Consider the following 16656-nt stretch of genomic DNA (forward strand, 5'->3'; position numbering starts at 1 on the left):
CGCCCGAGGGGCCAGAGGCCTCCTGAGCCCCCCTCGCGCAATCCCCCTGTCGTCCGATGAGCGGCCGGTGGGAGCCCTGGCGGGTTAGGCAGTTTGCCGGCGAAGGAAAGACATTCTAATTAACGCTGGCCTAATCATTGGGTTTGAGGATAGGAGACGGCCTTATGCAGCTCGAATCCTTGAAGATGTTCTGCGACGTGGTCGAGACAGGCTCCTTCTCCCGCGCCGCGCAGCTCAACCACGTCACGCAATCGGCGGTGAGCCAGCAGATTCGCGCGCTGGAGAATCGGTACGAGCAGAAGCTGCTGTCGCGCAGCGCGCGGCAGGTGACGCCGACGCCGGCCGGGGAGCGGCTGTTCCGTGGGTGCAAGGAAATCCTCGCCCGCTTCTCCGAGGTGGAGCAGGAGATTCGCGAGCAGGCCACCGAGGTGGCGGGCACCACCACGGTCTCCACCATCTATTCGGTGGGGCTGCACGAGCTGAACGCCGTGCAGAAGCAGCTGCTCAAGTCGCACCCCAAGGTGAACATGCGCCTGAACTACCGGCGCAACGACCAGGTGTACGACGACGTGATTCTGGGCGCGGCGGAGATTGGCATCGTCGCCTATCCGCAGCCCCGCGCCGGCGTGGACATCCTCTCCTTCCGCGACGACAAGCTGGCCGTCGTGTGTGCCCCCGGCCACCCCTTCGCCACGAAGCAGAAGGTGAGCCTCACCGCGCTGACGGGGGTGCCCTTCATCGCGTTCGACCGCGAGGCGCCCACGCGCAAGGCGTTGGATCGGCTCTTCCGCGAGAAGAACATCGACATCACCCCGGTGATGGAGATGGACAACGTGGAGACCATCAAGCGGGCGGTGGAGATGGGCCTGGGCGTGGCCATCCTCCCCATGGCCACGGCCCTGGGCGAGGTGAAGGGCGGCTCCCTGGTGGCCAAGCCCTTCGCGGAGGGGCCGGTGTCGCGCCCCATTGGCCTGCTCATCCGCAAGGGCAAGTACCTGGACCGCGCGTCCGCCGCGGTGTTGGAGGCGTTCAAGGCCGCCGCCAACCTGCCGCACGCCGACGACGACTGAGCGTCAGTAGAGCTTCCGGAGGCGCGCGGCGAAGAACCCGTCGAAGCCCTCCACGCCTGGCAGCGTGCGCAGGTACGCCTGGGACATCGGCAGCTTGAGGCCGGGCAGCACGGGCGGCTCGGCCGTCCACTCCGGGTGGCTGCGCAGGAACATCTCCACCTGGTCCTGCCCCTCCTGCGGCTCCATGGTGCACACCGCGTACACCAGCAGGCCCCCGGGCGGCACCGCCTCCTGGCAGTTCTCCAGGATGCGCCGCTGGAGCGTGGCCAGCCGGGAGATGTCCTCCTCCTTGCGGCGGTAGCGCAGCTCCGGGTGGCGGCGCAGCGTGCCCAGCCCCGAGCACGGCGCATCCACCAGGACCGCGTGGAACTCCCCCCACGCCTCCGGGAAGGGCTCCGCGGCGTCGTGCGCGTAGGCCTTCAGGCGCGGCTGCACGCCCAGGCGCCGGGCCTCCGCTTCAATCTTCCGCAGCTTGTGCGCGTGGAGGTCCACCGCCACCACGTCGTGTGACTGCGCCTGGTGGCAGGACTTGCCGCCCGGCGCGGCGCACGCGTCCAGCACGCGCGCCGTCTCCGGAATCGCCCCGTAGACGCCCACGAGCTGCGCGGCCTCGTCCTGCACCTGCCACAGCCCCTCCGCGTAGCCGTACACGTCCTCCACGCGGCCCACGGACGGCAGGGTGATGCCCACCGGCGATATCGAGGTGGCCTTCGCGTCCACGCCCATCTCCTGGAGCTGGGCGAGCAGCGCGTCGCGCGTCACCTTCGCGGTGTTGGCGCGCACCACCACCGCGGGGGACTGGTTGTCGGCCACCAGCATGGCCTCGGCGCGCTCGCGGCCGAACTGGCGCAGCCAGCGCTCCACCAGCCACTGGGGATGGCTCTCCCGCACGGACAGGTGCAGCGCCACGTCGGACGCGGAGGGCAGCGGCGGCGCGGGCAGGGCCGCCAGCTTGCGGAGGATGGCGTTGGTGAAGCCCGCCGCGCGCGACAGCCCCACTTCCTTCAGGGCCTGCACCGTCTCCGCCACCGCGGCGCGGGCTGGCACGCGGGTGTGGAATATCTGGTAGGCGCCGATGCGCAAGGCCGCCAGCACCTTGTCCTCCAGCGCGTCCAGCTTGCGGTCGGCGAAGCGGGTAATCGCGTAGTCCAGCGCGAGCTGCCGCCGGGTGGCGCCGTAGGCCAGCTCGGTGACGAGCGCCGCGTCGCGCGGGTCCTTCGGCGGTGATTCGGACAGCTGCGTGTCCAGCACGAGGTTGAGGTAGGCGTCCGTCGCGCGGACACGCGAGAGGACCTGGATGGCGAGTGCGCGGGCGTTCATCCTTCGTCGAGCCGGGTCAAGAGGTCCACGAGCTGCTCATCCGAGAGCCGCGTCGCGGGCAGGTTGGAGAGGGTGAGGCTCTGGAGGCTGTCCTCCAGCAGCGCGCGGTGGCCATGCTCCGCGGGAGCGCCACGCTGCACCGCCTGATACTGGGAACGGGCCCAGGCGGCCAGCTCGGCGGCGGAGAGCCTTCCCGAAAGCCGGTCTGAAATCTTCTGACGCACCAGCGCGCGCGTGAGCAGGTCCGCCGCGGGGGTGAGCCCCTTGCCGCCGCCGCGCCCCAGCGTCTTCGCCTGACGGGCCGCGCGCAGGTCCTCCACGGGCGCCAGCTTGCGGCCCAGCGTCTTCGTGGGCCCCGCCGTCTTCACCGCGCGGGCCAGGGACTTCGCCGTCTCCGACGAGCCGTCCTTGCGCGCGGCGCGCTTGAGCACGGTGATGGGGGTGACCTTCGCGCCCTTGGTGGGGCTCCCCTTCTTCTTTCCCAGGAGCTTCTTCGACTCCGGCTTCTCCGTCGTGAAGACGCCGCTGCCGAAGGTCTCCAGGGCCTGCAGGTAGGGCTCGAAGCCGGGCCCGCCGTGAATCTGGAGCACGCAGGCCTCCCCCACCACGGATTCGCGGGCCGGGGGCTTGAGCAGCACCTCGATGGCGGGCAGCCCGGCGGCCTCCAGCCCCTCCTTGAGGCAGTAGGAGCCGAACAGCCCGGCCGGGTTGATGATGATGCCGTCCAGCGCCTCCAGCTCCGCGCCGAGCGCGTCCAGCAGGTCGCCTTCGTGGTTGGACTGCACCACCGTCAGCTCCTGCCCCAGCTCCTCCGCCCGCGCGTGCATCGCCGCGTCCAGGTCTTCCAGCCGCCCCCCGGACGAGCCATCCCGCACGCCCAGCAGGTTCAGGTTGGGTCCGTGCAGTACCAGCAGTCTCATGGCCATCACCCGTTCTCCCGTCAGCCCGCGACGAAGGGCTGGCTGCCCGGCGCCAGCTTGTGCCCCTGCAGGAAGTCCGCGGCGCGCATCACCCGCTTGCCTTCCGGCTGGAGGTCCAGCAGCACCAGCGAGCCCTCGCCGCATGCCACCTCGATGCCGTCCGGGCCGGACGCCAGCACCGTGCCGGGAGCCCCACTACCACCCCTGGCCTGCGCGCGGTGGACCTTCAGCAGCTTTCCACCCAGCGTGGTGAAGGCCCCGGGCCACGGCGTGAAGGCCCGCAGGCGCCGCTCCAGCTCCGCCGCGGGCTTCGTGAAATCCAACCGGCCCTGGTCCTTCTCGATGATGGGGGCCAGCACCATGCCCTCGGAAGGCTGCGGCACCGGCTTCAGCTCCCCGCTCAGGTAGGCCGGCAGGAACTCGCGCAGCACCTCACCGCCCAGCGCGGCCAGCTTCGGATACAGCGAGGCGCTCGTCTCGTCCGGGGCAATGGCCAGGCGCTTCATCGCCAGCACCGGACCGGTGTCCAGGCCTTCATCCATCACCATCAGCGACACGCCCGTCTCCGTGTCGCCATGGGCAATGGCCCACTGGATGGGCGCCGCGCCCCGGAAGCGCGGCAGCAGCGAGCCGTGCACGTTGACGCAGCCGTGGGTGGGCAGCGCCAGCAAGTCCTTGGGGAGGATGCGGCCATAGGCCGTCACCACGCAGACGTCGGGCGCGTACTGGCGCAGCGCCTCCGCGAAGGGCGGCGTGCGCAGCTTGGCGGGCTGGAGCACGGGGACGCCGCGCGACAGGGCCAGCTCCTTCACCGGCGGCGCCGTCACCGTGTTGCCGCGGCCCTTCGGCTTGTCGGGCTGGGTGACGACGGCCACCACGTCTCCCAGCTCGAAGCAGGCGGCCAGTGAGGACACCGCGAACTCAGGGGTGCCCATGAAAACGATGCGGGGTCTACTCATGGTGTCGCGCTTCTCCTGCGCCGGGCGACTCAGGCCACGGACTTGAAGGTGCTCCCGGTGGGAGTGTCCACCGCCTGACGCTTGCGCGTGTGCAGGGCGCTCAGGGTGCCCAGCGCCTCCAGGGCCTCGGGCGTGGTGGCCACCGGCCGCAGGGCCTCCAGCACGGTCTCCAGCGCGTAGGCCTCATCCGCCTCACGCTCCCGGATGCGCGTCACCGCGTCGGTGAAGCGGTCGAAGAACTGCTTGAGCTCGTCCCCGCGCCGCAGCGGTCTCATCCGGGGATAGCGGCCGGCCGCCAGCGACGCCACGTACAGGCTCATGACGTGGACGGGACCCGCCACCCGGTGGGTGAAGACGAGGCCGAAGAGGCCCATCGCCACCGCCGTGCCCAGCGCGCCCACCGCCGTCAGCCACAGCAGCGTCTGCCCGCCGTCCAGCCCCTGGGCCGTGGACGACACGTGGACGCGGTGCGCCAACAGCCCGAACACGAGGATGCTGCCGGCGCCAATCCCCGCCAGCAGCAGGATGTATTTGAGCTGGAAGGGCCGGTCCAGGATGTACGTCCGGCGGACGTGGCTCGGGCGCACCGTCTTTTGATTCCCATCGGACATGTCGTTGACCAGCGTACCCCAGGTGCCGGGGGCGGTTTGCTTCCTTCCTCTCGCGAGGTTTACACGGAAGACAGGACAACCTCGCAGACGCACTGGAGACCGCATGACCCGCTCTCTCACCGCGTTGTGTGTTGCGCTCTCTTTCCTGGTGTTGGCTGGGTGCAAGGGGGACCCAGCGACCCCGGAGTACTGGGAATCAGGCATCCAGCAGAGCCGCAGGGCGGAGGACCGCATCCGCATGGTGGAGGCCATGCGTTCGTCCGGGAAGATGGACGAGCGCTTCCTGCCCATGCTCCACGGTCAGCTCGACACCGAGCGCAAGCCGGAGGTGCGCGCCGCGCTGGCCCGCGCGTTGGGCGACTTGAAGCATGCCTCTTCAGTGGAGCCGCTGACGAAGGCCCTGGACCCGGCGGCGAGCGACATGCCCGCGCACCTGGCGAACAAGGCCATTGTCGCGACGCTGGGGGCCATTGGTGACCGCCGCGCCATCCCCTCGCTGGTGCCGCTGCTGCGCGCGAAGGACAACTACACGCGCATCGAGGCGGTGCAGGTGCTGGGCGACATGAAGGCGAAGGAAGCGGTGGAGTCGCTCATCACCCTGGCCACGGACGACACCGTGGAGCCCTTCCTCAACAAGAAGGCCATTGAAGCCCTGGGGGACATCGGTGACGGCCGCGCGGCGCCCGCGCTGGTGCGGATGCTGACCAAGGAGCGCAAGGGCAAGTCCTTCTACGTGGAGAGCTCCTTCGCGCTGTACCAGCTGGGCGCGCCCGCGGCGGACGCGCTGCTGCCGGCGCTGGAGGGCCAGGACAAGGAGCTGCTGAAGTGGGCGCGGTCGAACGGCGTCAACCCCGCCAGCTACGCGATGAAGGCGGCGACGGTGCTGGGAGACTTGCGGGAGAAGCGCGCGGTGGCCGCGCTGATGAAGCAGCTGGACTTCACCCACGCGGACCCGCAGGTGCAGGCGCTGGTGCGGATGCAGGCCGCGGACGCGCTGGCGCGCATGCGCGCGCAGGAGGCGGTGAAGCCGCTGGCCGGGCTCGTGGCGGAGACGGACGCCACCGTGAGGGATGCCTACGTGAGCGCCCTGGTGCGCCTGGGCGGACGCGACGCGCTGCCCGCGCTGGAGAAGGCCGCGGGCACCGGCGACTGGTACGCGAGGGAGTCGGCGGTGAAGGGCCTCGCCATGCTGGGCGACGCGCGCGAGCTGCCCGTGCTGCAGAAGCTGGCCGCGGCCGAGCCGGCGCGGACGGCGGCGGACTGCAAGCAGGCGGAGGATGACGGCTGCGACGACGCGGCCGCGCTGGGCAAGCAGCGGGCGGACCAGATCGCGGGCCAGTCCAAGCTGCTGGAGGCCGCGCAGGCGTGCGCGGGCAACGCGGGCTGCTGGGTGCAACGCATGGAGAAGGCGGAGCCGCGGATGCTGGAGCGCGCGGCGCTGGAGGTCGGCCGCTCGGGCGCGGCCGAACACGCGGGCGCGCTGGCCTCGCGGCTGGGAGCGCGCGACACCGAGGCCCGGCTCGCGCTCGTCCTCGCGGTGGGCTGGCTGGTGGAAGGCTCGAAGGACGCCGCGAAGAAGCTGCGCGAGGCCTCCCTGCCCACGCTGCGCAAGCAGCTCGCGGACGAGCAGGGCAACACCCGGTTCGTCAACGTCAACGAGGACCTGCGGCGGCTGGTGGCGACGCTGGACCGGACCTGACGCCCTCCTTGAGCCGCAGCGGCGGGACGCGCTCCGCCGCGGAGTGCAGCACGGTGAGCTGTCGCACGAGCCGCTCCACGTGCGCGCGCGACAGCGCATCCACCCCACCCACCGGAGCCGTGGCGGGCATGGGCGCGGGCCGGCGTTGCTGCTCCATGGCCGTCGCCAGCTCGTCCAGCACGCCCCCGGCGAAGCGCACCACCTCGGAGAGCTCCCGGGGGGACGCCGGGTCCGCGCGGCTGGCGGCCAGCGTGGTCACCGCCGACGTGAAGCGCCGCGCATAGACGAGCAGCGCCATCACCGGCTCCAAATCCCTGGCGGGTCCGCGCCACTCTCCCAGCAGCCGCTGGAAGGACGCCTCCGCCGCCAGCAGCGCCAGGCCCATCTTTCGCCGGGCCTCGCGCACCGCGGGCTCCGCGTCCGAGTGCGCGGCGGCCACCGACTTCAGGTAGTCGCGGTCCGCGCGCAGCGCGAAGGCCACCTGCTCCGGCAGGCGCAGGTGCTCCGGGCTGGGCCACAGCAGCCGCGTCACCGTCAGCGCAATCAGTCCGCCGAGCAGCGTGTTGATGATGCGCACCCCGGCCAGCTCCCAGTCTCCCGACTGGAGCTCCGCGAGCAGCACCAGGGCCGGCGTCAGCAGCACCTGGAACGCGGACAGGCTGAGCGGCTGGACGCTCATCGCCACCGCGAACAGCACGACGATGGCCAGCAGGATGATGGCCGGGTCCCTCACCAACGCCACCAGCCCCGCGGCCAGCGCCGCGCCCAGCAGCGTGCCCGCGATGCGCTGCAGGCTCCGCTGGAACGTGAGGCCCGCGTAGGGCTGCAGGACGACGGTGACGGTGATGATGACCCAGTAGCCGTGATTGAGCCCCAGCGCCCAGACGAGCGCGGTGGCCAGCGCGGCCGCGACGCCCAGCCGCAGCGCGTGGCGGAAGATGACGGAGCGGACGTTGAGGTTCTCCCGCAGCGGCTCCAGGAGCGCCTGCCGCGGCGCCGGCTCCGCCTTTCCCGCGGGCAGCGCCAGGGCGTCTGGCACGGGCGCGCCGCCCTCCAGCCGCGCCGCCACCTCCACCGTCGCGTGGGCGTAGTCCCGCAGGCGGTCCAGCAGCGCGTACACGTACTGGTAGCCGGCACGCACCGGCTCGGGCACCTCACCCGCCGTCTCCAGCGCCTCCAGGGCCCGCTTCACCCGCTCGGCGTCCCACACCGGCTGGGGGTTCACCGCCGCCCCCTTCTCCAGGGCCAACGTGACGCGGCGCAGGTCCGCGGCCAGCGCCGCCAGCGCGCGCTGCACCTCCGCGCGGAGCGCGTGATACCGAGGCTCGGCGGGCGCCACCTCCAGCATCTCCGTCAGCGCGATGAGCGTCACCATCATCGAGTCCACGCCTTCGACCAGCACCAGCAGGTGTTCGCCCCGGCCGCTCTCCCCCGCCCGGCCCATGCGCGTGGAGGCCAGCACGGTGCGCGCCTGCTCGATGAGCTGACGCATGCGAGCCTGCCAGGGCGCCACCACCGGCAGGACGCCCGCGGCGGCGGGCGGCACCCCTTCGAGCGGCCAGCGCCCCACCTCTTCCGCGTGGTCCGCCAGCGCGTCGTAACACCGGGCAACGGCCAGACGCGCGGGCCGGTAGGGCACCAGCGGCCACAGCATCAACGCGAGGAACATGGCCCACGCCCCGCCCACCAGGAACAAGCCGGAGCGCAGCAGGGCGTCCGCCACGTCCCTGGCGGGGAGCGCGAGCGACACCACGAAGTAGTTGGCGAGCACCACGCCCATCAACCCGGGCGTGTCCCCAAACGAGCGAGCGAACCCGCACGCCGTCACCCAGAGCAGCGTGGCGATGACGGCGGCCCACGCGGGCAGGTGCAGCGCCGCGACCAGGCCCACCACCGCGCCCAGGAGCGTCATGGCCCCCATGGTGAGCGCGCGATACCGGTAGGGCCCGCCCCGGTCCACCAGGGCGACGAAGAGCGCGGCCAGCCCGACCCACGTGGCGGCGGGGAGGTGCAGCAGGGCCGCGACGGCCATGGGGCCGCCCACCGCGAGCGCGGCGCGCAGCCCCGCGCCATACGCGGGGCGGCCCGGCTCTACCCGGAGGAAGGCCTGGAGGTGATGACGAAGCGGACTCATCGCGGGTGAAGGTGATGTCCAGGCGTGGACGCGGCCAGGGGCCCGCGTCAGCCGGCCTCACGCTCCGGCCCCGCGTCGTCGAAGTCCTCCTCGACGGGCGCGGCCTCCTGGAAGGCGCTGGGCAGCAGACTGAAGGGCAGCACCTTCGCCAGCGCCGCCAGCAGCAGGATGCCGCCGGGCGCCGCGAAGATGGCCAGCGCGGGAATCGCCTTGGCCACGTCGATGAGCTGCGCGCGCATGCGCCGCCGCTCGTCACCCGTGAGCGCCTGACGCCGGGCCGCCTTCGTCAGCAGCACCGCCAGGTCGCCTGTCTCGCGGACCTCCTGCATCAGCCGGTAGAAGTTCGTCTCCAGCGTCTCCTGGATGCCGGCCACCAGGTCGTCGCCCATGGCGCCCGCGGCGTCCGACACGGTGAAGACGTCCACGATGGCGCGGTGGCGGACATAGAACTCCGCCATCTCCAGCTCCAGCCGGTGCAGCTCCACATCCGGGACGTGGAGCGCCTCCGCCAGCTCGCGGATGAAGACGCGCTCGCGCCGCGTCTTGCGGCCGTCCACCAGCGCCGCCAGCAACGTCTGCTCCAGCAGGAAGTGGCGCACGTCCACGCTGCGCACCTGGCGCACCACGTCCCGCACCGGGCGGCGGCGCGCGAAGGACTGCTTCACCGCGGCCTTGAGCTCGGACGTCATCGCCGCCGGCAGCCGCAGGGACTCCACCTGCCGCAGGATGGCGCGGCGCGCGGGCAGGCCCGGCACCCGGTCCACACACGCCAGCCCCGTCAGCACGTCCACCAGCAGCGCCTTCTGCCGCGCCGCGAAATCCAGCCGCCGCCGCGCCCGCTCGCGGTGCAGCGTGCCGCGCGAGAAGTAGTCGATGGCCTGCCGGCAGAACAGCTGCGCGTCCGCGTACTGCGCGCCGTTGTGCAGCACCAGCCCGTACACCGGGTCCCCCGCCAGCACGGGAGAGCGCGTCACCAGCGACGCCTCCACCTTCGCCGCCAGCCGCCGGGACACCGGCCGCCCCGAGGCAATCGTCGCGTCCACCGTCTCCGCCAGCGCCAGTTCCCCGGTGAGCACCGCGAACAGGACCAGGAGCTGCTCGGTGCGGACCGCCGCCGGGGCCCCCACGAGCCGGCCCAGCTCCAGCGCCATCAGCGCCAGGGTGCGCACCACCGCGTGGAAGAGCTGGTCCTCCAGCACACGCGCCTGGAGTTCCGTGGGCTGCTCCACGTCCGTCGCGGCGGGCGCGTCCGCGGGCGTGCCGTACAGCAGGCCACTGGCGCGCAGCGTCCGGCGCAGGTACGCGCGGGCCCGGGCCCGTCCGGAGCCCAGCGGAGGCGCGGACGGAGCCGGCGCGCCCGCCTCGAAGGCGACCGTCTCCGTCAAGAGTGGCATGAGCCACCCCGCCTTGGTGAAGTCCATCACCGGAGCACCCCTGGGCCGCGGGGAGAAACCCTCGCGCCGCGAAAGGAGCGGGATGTAACCCAGGGGCCTCCCGGTTGCCACTCGGCCACGGGACAGGGTCAAGGCCCGGAAGTCAGCGGGGATAGAACCGCCACTTCTACCGGGCCCAACCATCTGCTCTCGGTGCCTACAGCGCGGTCGTCGCGCCGGGCGCCGGGGCCACCACCTTGGCCGTGCCGCGCAGCTTCTTCAGCTCGCCGGTCAGCGCGTCCGGGGTGCCCTGGAGCAGGGGGAAGGTGCCGTAGTGCATGGGAATCACGCTCTTGACCTTCAGGAGCCGCACCGCCTGGGCCGCCTCCGCGGGGCCCATGGTGAAGTGGCCGCCAATGGGGAGCAGGGCCACCGTGGGCTTGAACTGGGTGGCGATGAGCGACATGCCCTCGAAGGGGCCGGTGTCACCCGCGTGGTACAGCGTGGGGCCCTTGTCGACTTTCAGCACGTAGCCCAGGGGCGCGCCCGCGTACTGCGCCGGCGACTTCGGGTCGGCGGCGTAGCTGCTGGAGTGGACCGCCTCCACCAGGTGGAGCGTGACGTCCTTCACCTGGAAGGTGCCGCCCGCGTTGGCGCCCACCGCCTGGGCCTCCGGGAGCCCCAGCAGGTTGATGAGCTCGAAGGAGCCGTAGACCTTCGCGCCCGTCTTCTCGGCCAGCGCCTTGGCCTCGCCCACATGGTCGAAGTGGCCGTGGGTGAGGAGGATGGCGTCCAGCGCCTCCGGCTGCGCGGCGCCCTGTGGGGCCTTGGGGTTGGTGAGCCAGGGGTCGATGGCAATCACCGCGCCGCCCGGGCTGCGAATCACGAAGGCCGCGTGCCCCCACCACGTCACCTCCGTCTTGCCGCGAGGGGCCGCCACCGGGGCCTTCTTGGTGGCCGCGACCTTGGCGGGCGCCGGGGTGCCCTGCGCAGCCGCCGTTCCGCTGAAGGCCATTGCCGCGCCCGCCACCACTGCCATGAGCTTCGTCCGCATATCCATCCACTCCTGCTTGCGAGGTGAAGACCTGCCGCCGCCACCTGACAAAGACCGGGCGGCCATTCAAGGGCCCGCCATGGATGCCCAAGTACGCGCCGCGTCTCAAGCTCGATTCGGCTGTCGATACGACGGGGGGCGTGCGCTAACGTCGGCGGCACGTGGACCACCGATTTCAAGTCAGCCTCCGCGGGGTCATCGACCTCCTGTCTCACCACCTGTACAGCTCCCCGGGCGTCTACGTACGCGAGCTGCTCCAGAACGCGACCGACGCCATCCGCGCCCGCCAGCTCCTGGAGCCCGGCCACGCGGGCACCGTCCGGCTGGAGCTGATGGAGAAGCAGGACGGCAGCCCGCCCACCCTGCTCTTCACCGACGACGGCGTGGGGCTGACCGAGGACGAAATCCACCGCTTCCTGGCCACCATCGGTGAGTCCTCCAAGCGCGAGGCCCTGGAGGCCCGGCGCAACGACTTCATCGGCCAGTTCGGCATCGGCCTGCTGTCCTGCTTCATGGTGTGTGACGAGCTGCTGGTAGTGACGCGCTCGGCGCGCGGCGACGGGCGCACGCTGGAGTGGCGGGGCCGGCACGACGGCACGTATGCCGTGCGGCCCTCCGAGCACCCGCTCGCCCAGCTCGGCACCCAGGTGTTCCTGGTGGCCCGCCCGGACATGGCGCAGTGGTTCACCGCCCAGCGGCTGCGAAACCTCGCCAGCCACTACGGCGGCCTGCTGCCCTTCCCCGTCCACCTCACCACGGACCAGGGCACCGAGCGGCTGGACACCTCCGGCGTCCCCTGGCGCCGCGAGTACGACAGCGCGTCGGAGCGGCGCAAGGCGCTGCTCGCCTACGGGCGCGAGCTGTTCGACACGGACTTCGTCGACTGCATCCCGCTGCGCTCCACCGCGGGAGACGTGGACGGGGTGGCGTACGTGCTGCCCGCGTCGCCGCACTTCAACTCGCGGCAGAAGCACCGTGTGTACCTCAAGCACATGCTGCTGTCGGAGAGCGCGGAGAACCTGCTGCCGGACTGGGCCTTCTTCGTGAAGTGCGTGGTGAACGCCAACGCGCTGCGGCCCACCGCCAGCCGGGAGTCCTTCTACGAGGACGACGCGCTCGCCGCGGCGCGCGAGTCCCTGGGGCAGTCCCTGCGCGGCTACCTGATGGAGCTGGCGCGCGAGGACCCGCGCGCGCTCCAGCGGCTGATTGCCCTGCACGGGCTGAGCGTGAAGGCGCTGGCGCTGGATGACGACGACTTCTACCGCCTCATCATCCACTGGCTCCCCTTCGAGACGTCGATGGGGATGATGACGCTGGCGGACTACCGGCGCGCGCACCCGGTGGTGCGCTACACGTCCACGCTGGACGGCTTCCGGCAGATTGCCCAGGTGGCCAGCGCCCAGGGCCTGTGCATCATCAACGCGGCGTACACGCACGACACGTCGCTGCTGGAGAAGCTGCCGCACGCGGTGCAGGACGTCCAAGTGGAGCCCTTCACCTCCGCGGACCTGCCGCAGAGCTTCGAGGAGCTCACCCTGGACGAGCGCGAGGCCACCTTCCCGCTGCTGCGCATGGCGGAGCGCGTGCTGGCGCCGTTCCGCTGCGGCGCGGTGGTGAAGAAGTTCTACCCGGCGGAGGTGCCCACGCTCTACAGCGCGGACGCGGAGGGCGCGTTCCGGCGCGACGCCGAGCGGGCCCGCGAGGAGTCGGATGACCTGTACGCCGGCGTGCTGGACAGCGTCATGGCGGCCTCGGGCAGCGAGCCTGCGCAGCTGTGCTTCAACCTCCACAACCCGGTGGTGCGGCGGCTGGCGGCGGTGGCGGACCGGGACATGCTGAAGCTGTCGGTGGAGATGCTCTACGTGCAAGCCCTGCTCCTGGGACACCATCCCTTGAACGCACAGGAGATGGTGCTGCTGAACCAGGGCCTGCTGGGCCTCATCTCCGCGCACCTGGGCGGGGATGGCGGACGCGGCGGCGAAGAAGGCAGCGGCGGCGCGGGTCCCCGGGGGCTGCACTGATGAGCGGTGACTGGCGCGAGCAGGCGGAGTCGCTCTTCGAACAGGCGGGCGGGCTGGCGGAAGGCGAAGGCAAGGTGCGGCTCCTGGAAGAGGCGGTGCGCCTGGCGGACACGCACAAGGACGTGGGCCTGGGCTACCGGATGCGGGACGCCCTCATCGACGCGGCGACCTTCGGCGGCTTCCCGGACAAGGCGCTGGTGGCCTTCGCGTGGTGCCGGGGCCAGCAGAAGAAGGACCCGAAGCGCTTCGACCCGGAGGAGATGTTCTGGAAGCAGAAGTGGGTGGTGGCGCGCATCAAGGAGTTCCCGCACATCACCCGCAAGCAGATTGTCGACGCGCTGGACGACGTGGAGCAGTGCTTCAAGGCCACGGACTCCGGGGCGCGCGCGGTGCTGAAGATGCGCTACCAGGCCGCGCGGGAGATGGGTGACGCCGCCGAGGAGGTGGAGCGGCTGTGGAGCTTGTGGCTGGAGGCCCGCAGAGACCACCTCACCGACTGCCGCGTGTGCGAGCTGGACGACGAGCTGGACCACCACGCCGACAAGGGCGAGTGGCAGCAGGTGCTGCGCAAGGCGAAGCCCATCCTGGACGGCCGAAAGGCCTGCGCGGAGATTCCCCACCTGACGCTGGGCACGGTGCTCTACCCGCTGTTCAAGCTGGGCGAGCTGGAGCAGGCGCGCGAAGTCCACCGCCGCGGCTACGCCCTGGTGGCGAAGAACCGCGAGTTTCTCTCCACCGTGGGCGAGCACCTGGAGTTCCTCGCCCTGACGGACAACCTGTCGCGCGGGCTGACGCTGCTGGAGAAGCACCTGGGCTGGGCGCTGGACCACCCGAGCTACCGGGACCGCTTCACCTTCTACGCCGCCGCCGCCTTCCTGCTGGAGCGGGTGCTGGCCGCTGGAGAGCGGGACGTGGTGAGCCTGCGGCTGCCCAAGACGTTCCCCCACCACCAGGCGGATGGCGGCTACGACGTCCGGGCCCTGCACGCCTGGACGCGGGAGCAGGCCCGGGACATCGCGGACCGCTTCGACACGCGCAACGGGACGGACCGGTTCGCCAGGCTCCTGGCGCGCAACCAGGTGCTGGCGGGGGAGGTCCGTCCCTTCCCCATCGACGCGAAGCCGTGAGGCGACGCCCCGTCAGCGCTTGAGCTTGCTGAACGGGTTGTTGAACGGCTCCGGGCCCTTCTTCTCACCGGGCCCCGAAGGCGGCTTCGGCCCCGGGCCGGAGGCAGGCCGCGCGCCCTGACGAGGCCCGCCGCTGCCGCCGCCGCGCTCCGTCATGCGGCCCTGCCCCGTGGCCCCGCCGACGGGGGGACGGCCCGACGGCTGCGGCGCCCCACCCTCCTGCGCCGCGCGCACGGAGAGCGCCAGCCGCTTGCGCGCCAGGTCCACGGTGAGCACGCGCACCGTCAGCCGGTCGCCCACCTTCACCACTTCGGACGGGTCCTTCACGAAGCGCGTGGAGATTTGCGACACGTGGACCAGGCCGTCCTGGTGCACGCCCACGTCCACGAAGGCGCCAAACGCGGTGACGTTCGTCACCACGCCCTGGAGCACCATGCCCTCCTTCACGTCCTCCAGCGAGCGCAAATCCTCGCGGTGCTGGGGCGCGGTGAAGTCGCCGCGCGGGTCGCGGCTGGGCTTCTCCAGCTCCGCCAGGATGTCCTTGAGCGTCAGCTCGCCCAGGTCCGGGCCCAGGTAGCGCTTCGGGTCAATCTTGCGCACCAGCTCGGCGTTGCCCACCAGCGCGCTCACGGCCACGCCCAAATCCTTCGCCATGCGCTCCACCACGCCGTAGCGCTCCGGGTGGACGGCGCTGGCGTCCAGCGGCTCCGTCCCGCGCACGCGCAGGAAGCCCGCCGCCTGCTCGAACGTCTTCGGCCCCAGGCCGCTCACCTTCAGCAGCTCTCGCCGCGTGGTGAAGCGGCCCTTGGACGCGCGGTGCGCCACCAGCTTCTTCGCCAGGGACGGCCCCACGCCGGACACGTGCTCCAACAACTGCGGAGACGCGGTGTTGACGTCCACGCCCACCGCGTTGACGCACGAGTCCACCACCTCGCCCAGCTTCTTCTTGAGCAGGCCCTGGTCCACGTCGTGCTGGTACTGCCCCACGCCGATGCTCTTGGGGTCGATCTTCACCAGCTCCGCCAGCGGGTCCTGGAGGCGGCGGCCAATGGACACCGCGCCGCGCAGGCTGACGTCCATGTCTGGGAACTCGTCCCGGGCCACCTCGGAGGCGGAGTAGATGGACGCGCCCTGCTCGCTCACCGACACCACGGGGACCTGCGAGCCCATCGCCTTCAGCGTGTCGCGCACGAAGTCCTCCGCCTCGCGGCTGCCCGTGCCGTTGCCCACGGCGACCAGCTCCGGCTTGTGCTTCTGCACCACCGCTGCCAGCAGCTTCGCCGCGCGGGCGCGCTCGTCCGCGCCGCGCTCCGAGTAGAGCGTCACCGTCTCCACCACCTTGCCGGTGACGTCCATCATCGCCAGCTTGGTGCCCGTGCGCAGGCCCGGGTCCAGGGCCAGCACCGCGCGGGCGCCCGCGGGCGGCGTGAGCAGCAGGTGGCGCAGGTTCTCCCCGAAGACGCCAATGGCCTGCCGGTCCGCGCGCTCCTTCAACTCCGCGCGCAGCTCCGCCTCCAGCGACGGCCCCAGCAGCCGGTCCCAGCTGTCCTCCACGGCGGCGCGCAGCTCCTGGGAGAAGAGGGCCTGCGGCCTCGTCACCACGCGCCCGGCCAGCAGGCCCTTCACCTCGTCGTCGGGCAGGGAGAGCTTCACCTTCAGCACGCCCTCTTCCTCGCCGCGCAGCAGCGCCAGCACGCGGTGCGAGGGGGCCTGCGACAGGGGCTCCTCGTGGCCGTAGTAGTTCTCGAACTTGGTCGGCTCGCCCTTCTTCGCGGGCACCACGTTCGAGCACAGCGTGCCCCGGCGCGCGCTCACCTCACGGGCCTCGCGGCGCAGGCCGGCGTCCTCGGCCACGCGCTCGGCGCAGATGTCGCGCGCGCCCGCGAGCGCCGCGGCCTGGTCCGGCACGTCCTTCTCCGGGTTGATGTAGGGGCGCACGCGCGCGGCCACGTCCTCGCCTCGGCGGCCGTCCTGCTTCCACACCAGGTCCGCCAGCGGCTCCAGCCCGCGCTCCCGGGCAATGGCGGCGCGCGTGCGGCGCTTGGGCTTGTAGGGGAGGTAGAGGTCCTCCAGCTCCGTGCGCGCCTTGGCCGCCTTGAGCGCCTTCGCCAGCTCCGGCGTCAGCTTCCCCTGCTCTTCAATCGAGCGGAGGATGGTGTCGCGCCGGGAGTCCAGCTCGGCGCGCTCGGTGGCCCGGTCGAAGAGGGTTTGAATCTGGACCTCGTCCAGGCCGCCCGTGACTTCCTTTCGGTAGCGCGCGATGAAGGGAACGGTGGCTCCGTCCTCTTGCAGCGCGAGGGTCCGGTCCACCTGCTCGGGCCTGAGGCCCAGCTCCTGGGAAAGCTCCGCGGCGTAAGCGTGCATGGCG

Annotated in this window: 12 protein-coding genes; 4 read left to right on the plus strand and 8 right to left on the minus strand. The window is 71.7% G+C overall.

What is annotated here, in order from left to right:
* The first annotated feature begins 164 nt into the window (after window positions 1-164).
* On the plus strand, window positions 165-1070 hold the full coding sequence (locus tag HV824_RS09700; RefSeq protein WP_176409296.1) for a LysR family transcriptional regulator: 906 nt from the start codon (window positions 165-167) through the stop codon (window positions 1068-1070).
* A 3-nt stretch (window positions 1071-1073) separates the two neighbouring features.
* Here the strand turns inward: HV824_RS09700 and rsmB are convergent, their stop codons facing one another.
* The 4 genes from rsmB to HV824_RS09720 are packed head-to-tail and all read right to left on the minus strand — an operon-like array spanning window position 1074 to window position 4880.
* Complete coding sequence (gene rsmB, locus HV824_RS09705; protein WP_176423143.1) at window positions 1074-2390, minus strand: 16S rRNA (cytosine(967)-C(5))-methyltransferase RsmB; 1317 nt, start codon at window positions 2388-2390, stop codon at window positions 1074-1076.
* Window positions 2387-3310, minus strand: coding sequence for a type II 3-dehydroquinate dehydratase (locus HV824_RS09710; RefSeq protein ID WP_176416082.1), 924 nt, complete (start codon window positions 3308-3310; stop codon window positions 2387-2389). Before HV824_RS09710 ends, rsmB begins: the two co-directional genes overlap by 4 nt.
* Window positions 3311-3330: 20 nt before the next feature.
* A complete protein-coding gene (gene fmt / locus HV824_RS09715) occupies window positions 3331-4269 on the minus strand; it encodes a methionyl-tRNA formyltransferase (RefSeq protein ID WP_176416081.1) in 939 nt (312 codons plus the stop codon).
* A gap of 29 nt (window positions 4270-4298) precedes the next feature.
* Entirely contained in the window at window positions 4299-4880 is a 582-nt protein-coding gene (locus HV824_RS09720) for a signal protein (protein ID WP_255207896.1), read from the minus strand.
* A 103-nt stretch (window positions 4881-4983) separates the two neighbouring features.
* Between HV824_RS09720 and HV824_RS09725 the strand changes: the two genes are divergently transcribed.
* Window positions 4984-6579, plus strand: coding sequence for a HEAT repeat domain-containing protein (locus HV824_RS09725; RefSeq protein WP_176416080.1), 1596 nt, complete (start codon window positions 4984-4986; stop codon window positions 6577-6579).
* Here the strand turns inward: HV824_RS09725 and HV824_RS09730 are convergent.
* The 3 genes from HV824_RS09730 to HV824_RS09740 all read right to left on the minus strand — a co-directional run bounded on the left by HV824_RS09730 (window position 6533) and on the right by HV824_RS09740 (window position 11146).
* The gene (locus tag HV824_RS09730) at window positions 6533-8713 is read right to left on the minus strand and encodes an FUSC family protein (protein ID WP_176416079.1); all 2181 of its coding nucleotides are present in this window, start codon (window positions 8711-8713) and stop codon (window positions 6533-6535) included. The genes HV824_RS09725 and HV824_RS09730 overlap by 47 nt on opposite strands.
* 47 nt (window positions 8714-8760) lie before the next feature.
* Window positions 8761-10107, minus strand: a complete 1347-nt coding sequence (locus HV824_RS09735; RefSeq protein ID WP_255207897.1) for an LETM1 domain-containing protein — start codon at window positions 10105-10107, stop codon at window positions 8761-8763.
* 196 nt (window positions 10108-10303) lie between these two features.
* Window positions 10304-11146, minus strand: coding sequence for a metal-dependent hydrolase (locus HV824_RS09740; RefSeq protein WP_176416077.1), 843 nt, complete (start codon window positions 11144-11146; stop codon window positions 10304-10306).
* Window positions 11147-11301: 155 nt separating this feature from the next.
* On the opposite strand from HV824_RS09740, the gene HV824_RS09745 reads away from it, so the two are divergent.
* Together HV824_RS09745 and HV824_RS09750 are read left to right on the plus strand one after the other, a co-directional pair.
* Entirely contained in the window at window positions 11302-13161 is a 1860-nt protein-coding gene (locus tag HV824_RS09745; RefSeq protein WP_176423144.1) for an HSP90 family protein, read from the plus strand.
* On the plus strand, window positions 13161-14288 hold the full coding sequence (locus tag HV824_RS09750; RefSeq protein ID WP_176416075.1) for a hypothetical protein: 1128 nt from the start codon (window positions 13161-13163) through the stop codon (window positions 14286-14288). The genes HV824_RS09745 and HV824_RS09750 overlap by 1 nt, the downstream gene beginning before the upstream one ends.
* Before the next feature lie 12 nt (window positions 14289-14300).
* Here the strand turns inward: HV824_RS09750 and HV824_RS09755 are convergent, their stop codons facing one another.
* Window positions 14301-16652: a Tex family protein gene (locus HV824_RS09755; protein WP_176423145.1), complete on the minus strand. Its 2352-nt coding sequence runs from the start codon at window positions 16650-16652 to the stop codon at window positions 14301-14303.
* Between the last annotated feature and the right edge of the window lie 4 nt (window positions 16653-16656).

Source organism: Myxococcus sp. AM009, from assembly GCF_013372605.1.
In the GTDB taxonomy this organism is placed as follows: domain Bacteria; phylum Myxococcota; class Myxococcia; order Myxococcales; family Myxococcaceae; genus Myxococcus; species Myxococcus vastator.

Excerpts from the sequence above, each read along its gene's own strand:
- HV824_RS09710 (WP_176416082.1), bottom strand. The coding sequence starts at position 3,310 with ATGAGACTGCTGGTACTGCACGGACCCAACCTGAACCTGCTGGGCGTG.
- rsmB (WP_176423143.1), bottom strand. The coding sequence starts at position 2,390 with ATGAACGCCCGCGCACTCGCCATCCAGGTCCTCTCGCGTGTCCGCGCG.
- HV824_RS09755 (WP_176423145.1), bottom strand. The coding sequence starts at position 16,652 with ATGCACGCTTACGCCGCGGAGCTTTCCCAGGAGCTGGGCCTCAGGCCC.
- HV824_RS09750 (WP_176416075.1), top strand. The coding sequence starts at position 13,161 with ATGAGCGGTGACTGGCGCGAGCAGGCGGAGTCGCTCTTCGAACAGGCG.
- fmt (WP_176416081.1), bottom strand. The coding sequence starts at position 4,269 with ATGAGTAGACCCCGCATCGTTTTCATGGGCACCCCTGAGTTCGCGGTG.
- HV824_RS09735 (WP_255207897.1), bottom strand. The coding sequence starts at position 10,107 with ATGCCACTCTTGACGGAGACGGTCGCCTTCGAGGCGGGCGCGCCGGCT.
- HV824_RS09730 (WP_176416079.1), bottom strand. The coding sequence starts at position 8,713 with ATGAGTCCGCTTCGTCATCACCTCCAGGCCTTCCTCCGGGTAGAGCCG.
- HV824_RS09700 (WP_176409296.1), top strand. The coding sequence starts at position 165 with ATGCAGCTCGAATCCTTGAAGATGTTCTGCGACGTGGTCGAGACAGGC.
- HV824_RS09725 (WP_176416080.1), top strand. The coding sequence starts at position 4,984 with ATGACCCGCTCTCTCACCGCGTTGTGTGTTGCGCTCTCTTTCCTGGTG.
- HV824_RS09720 (WP_255207896.1), bottom strand. The coding sequence starts at position 4,880 with ATGTCCGATGGGAATCAAAAGACGGTGCGCCCGAGCCACGTCCGCCGG.
- HV824_RS09740 (WP_176416077.1), bottom strand. The coding sequence starts at position 11,146 with ATGGATATGCGGACGAAGCTCATGGCAGTGGTGGCGGGCGCGGCAATG.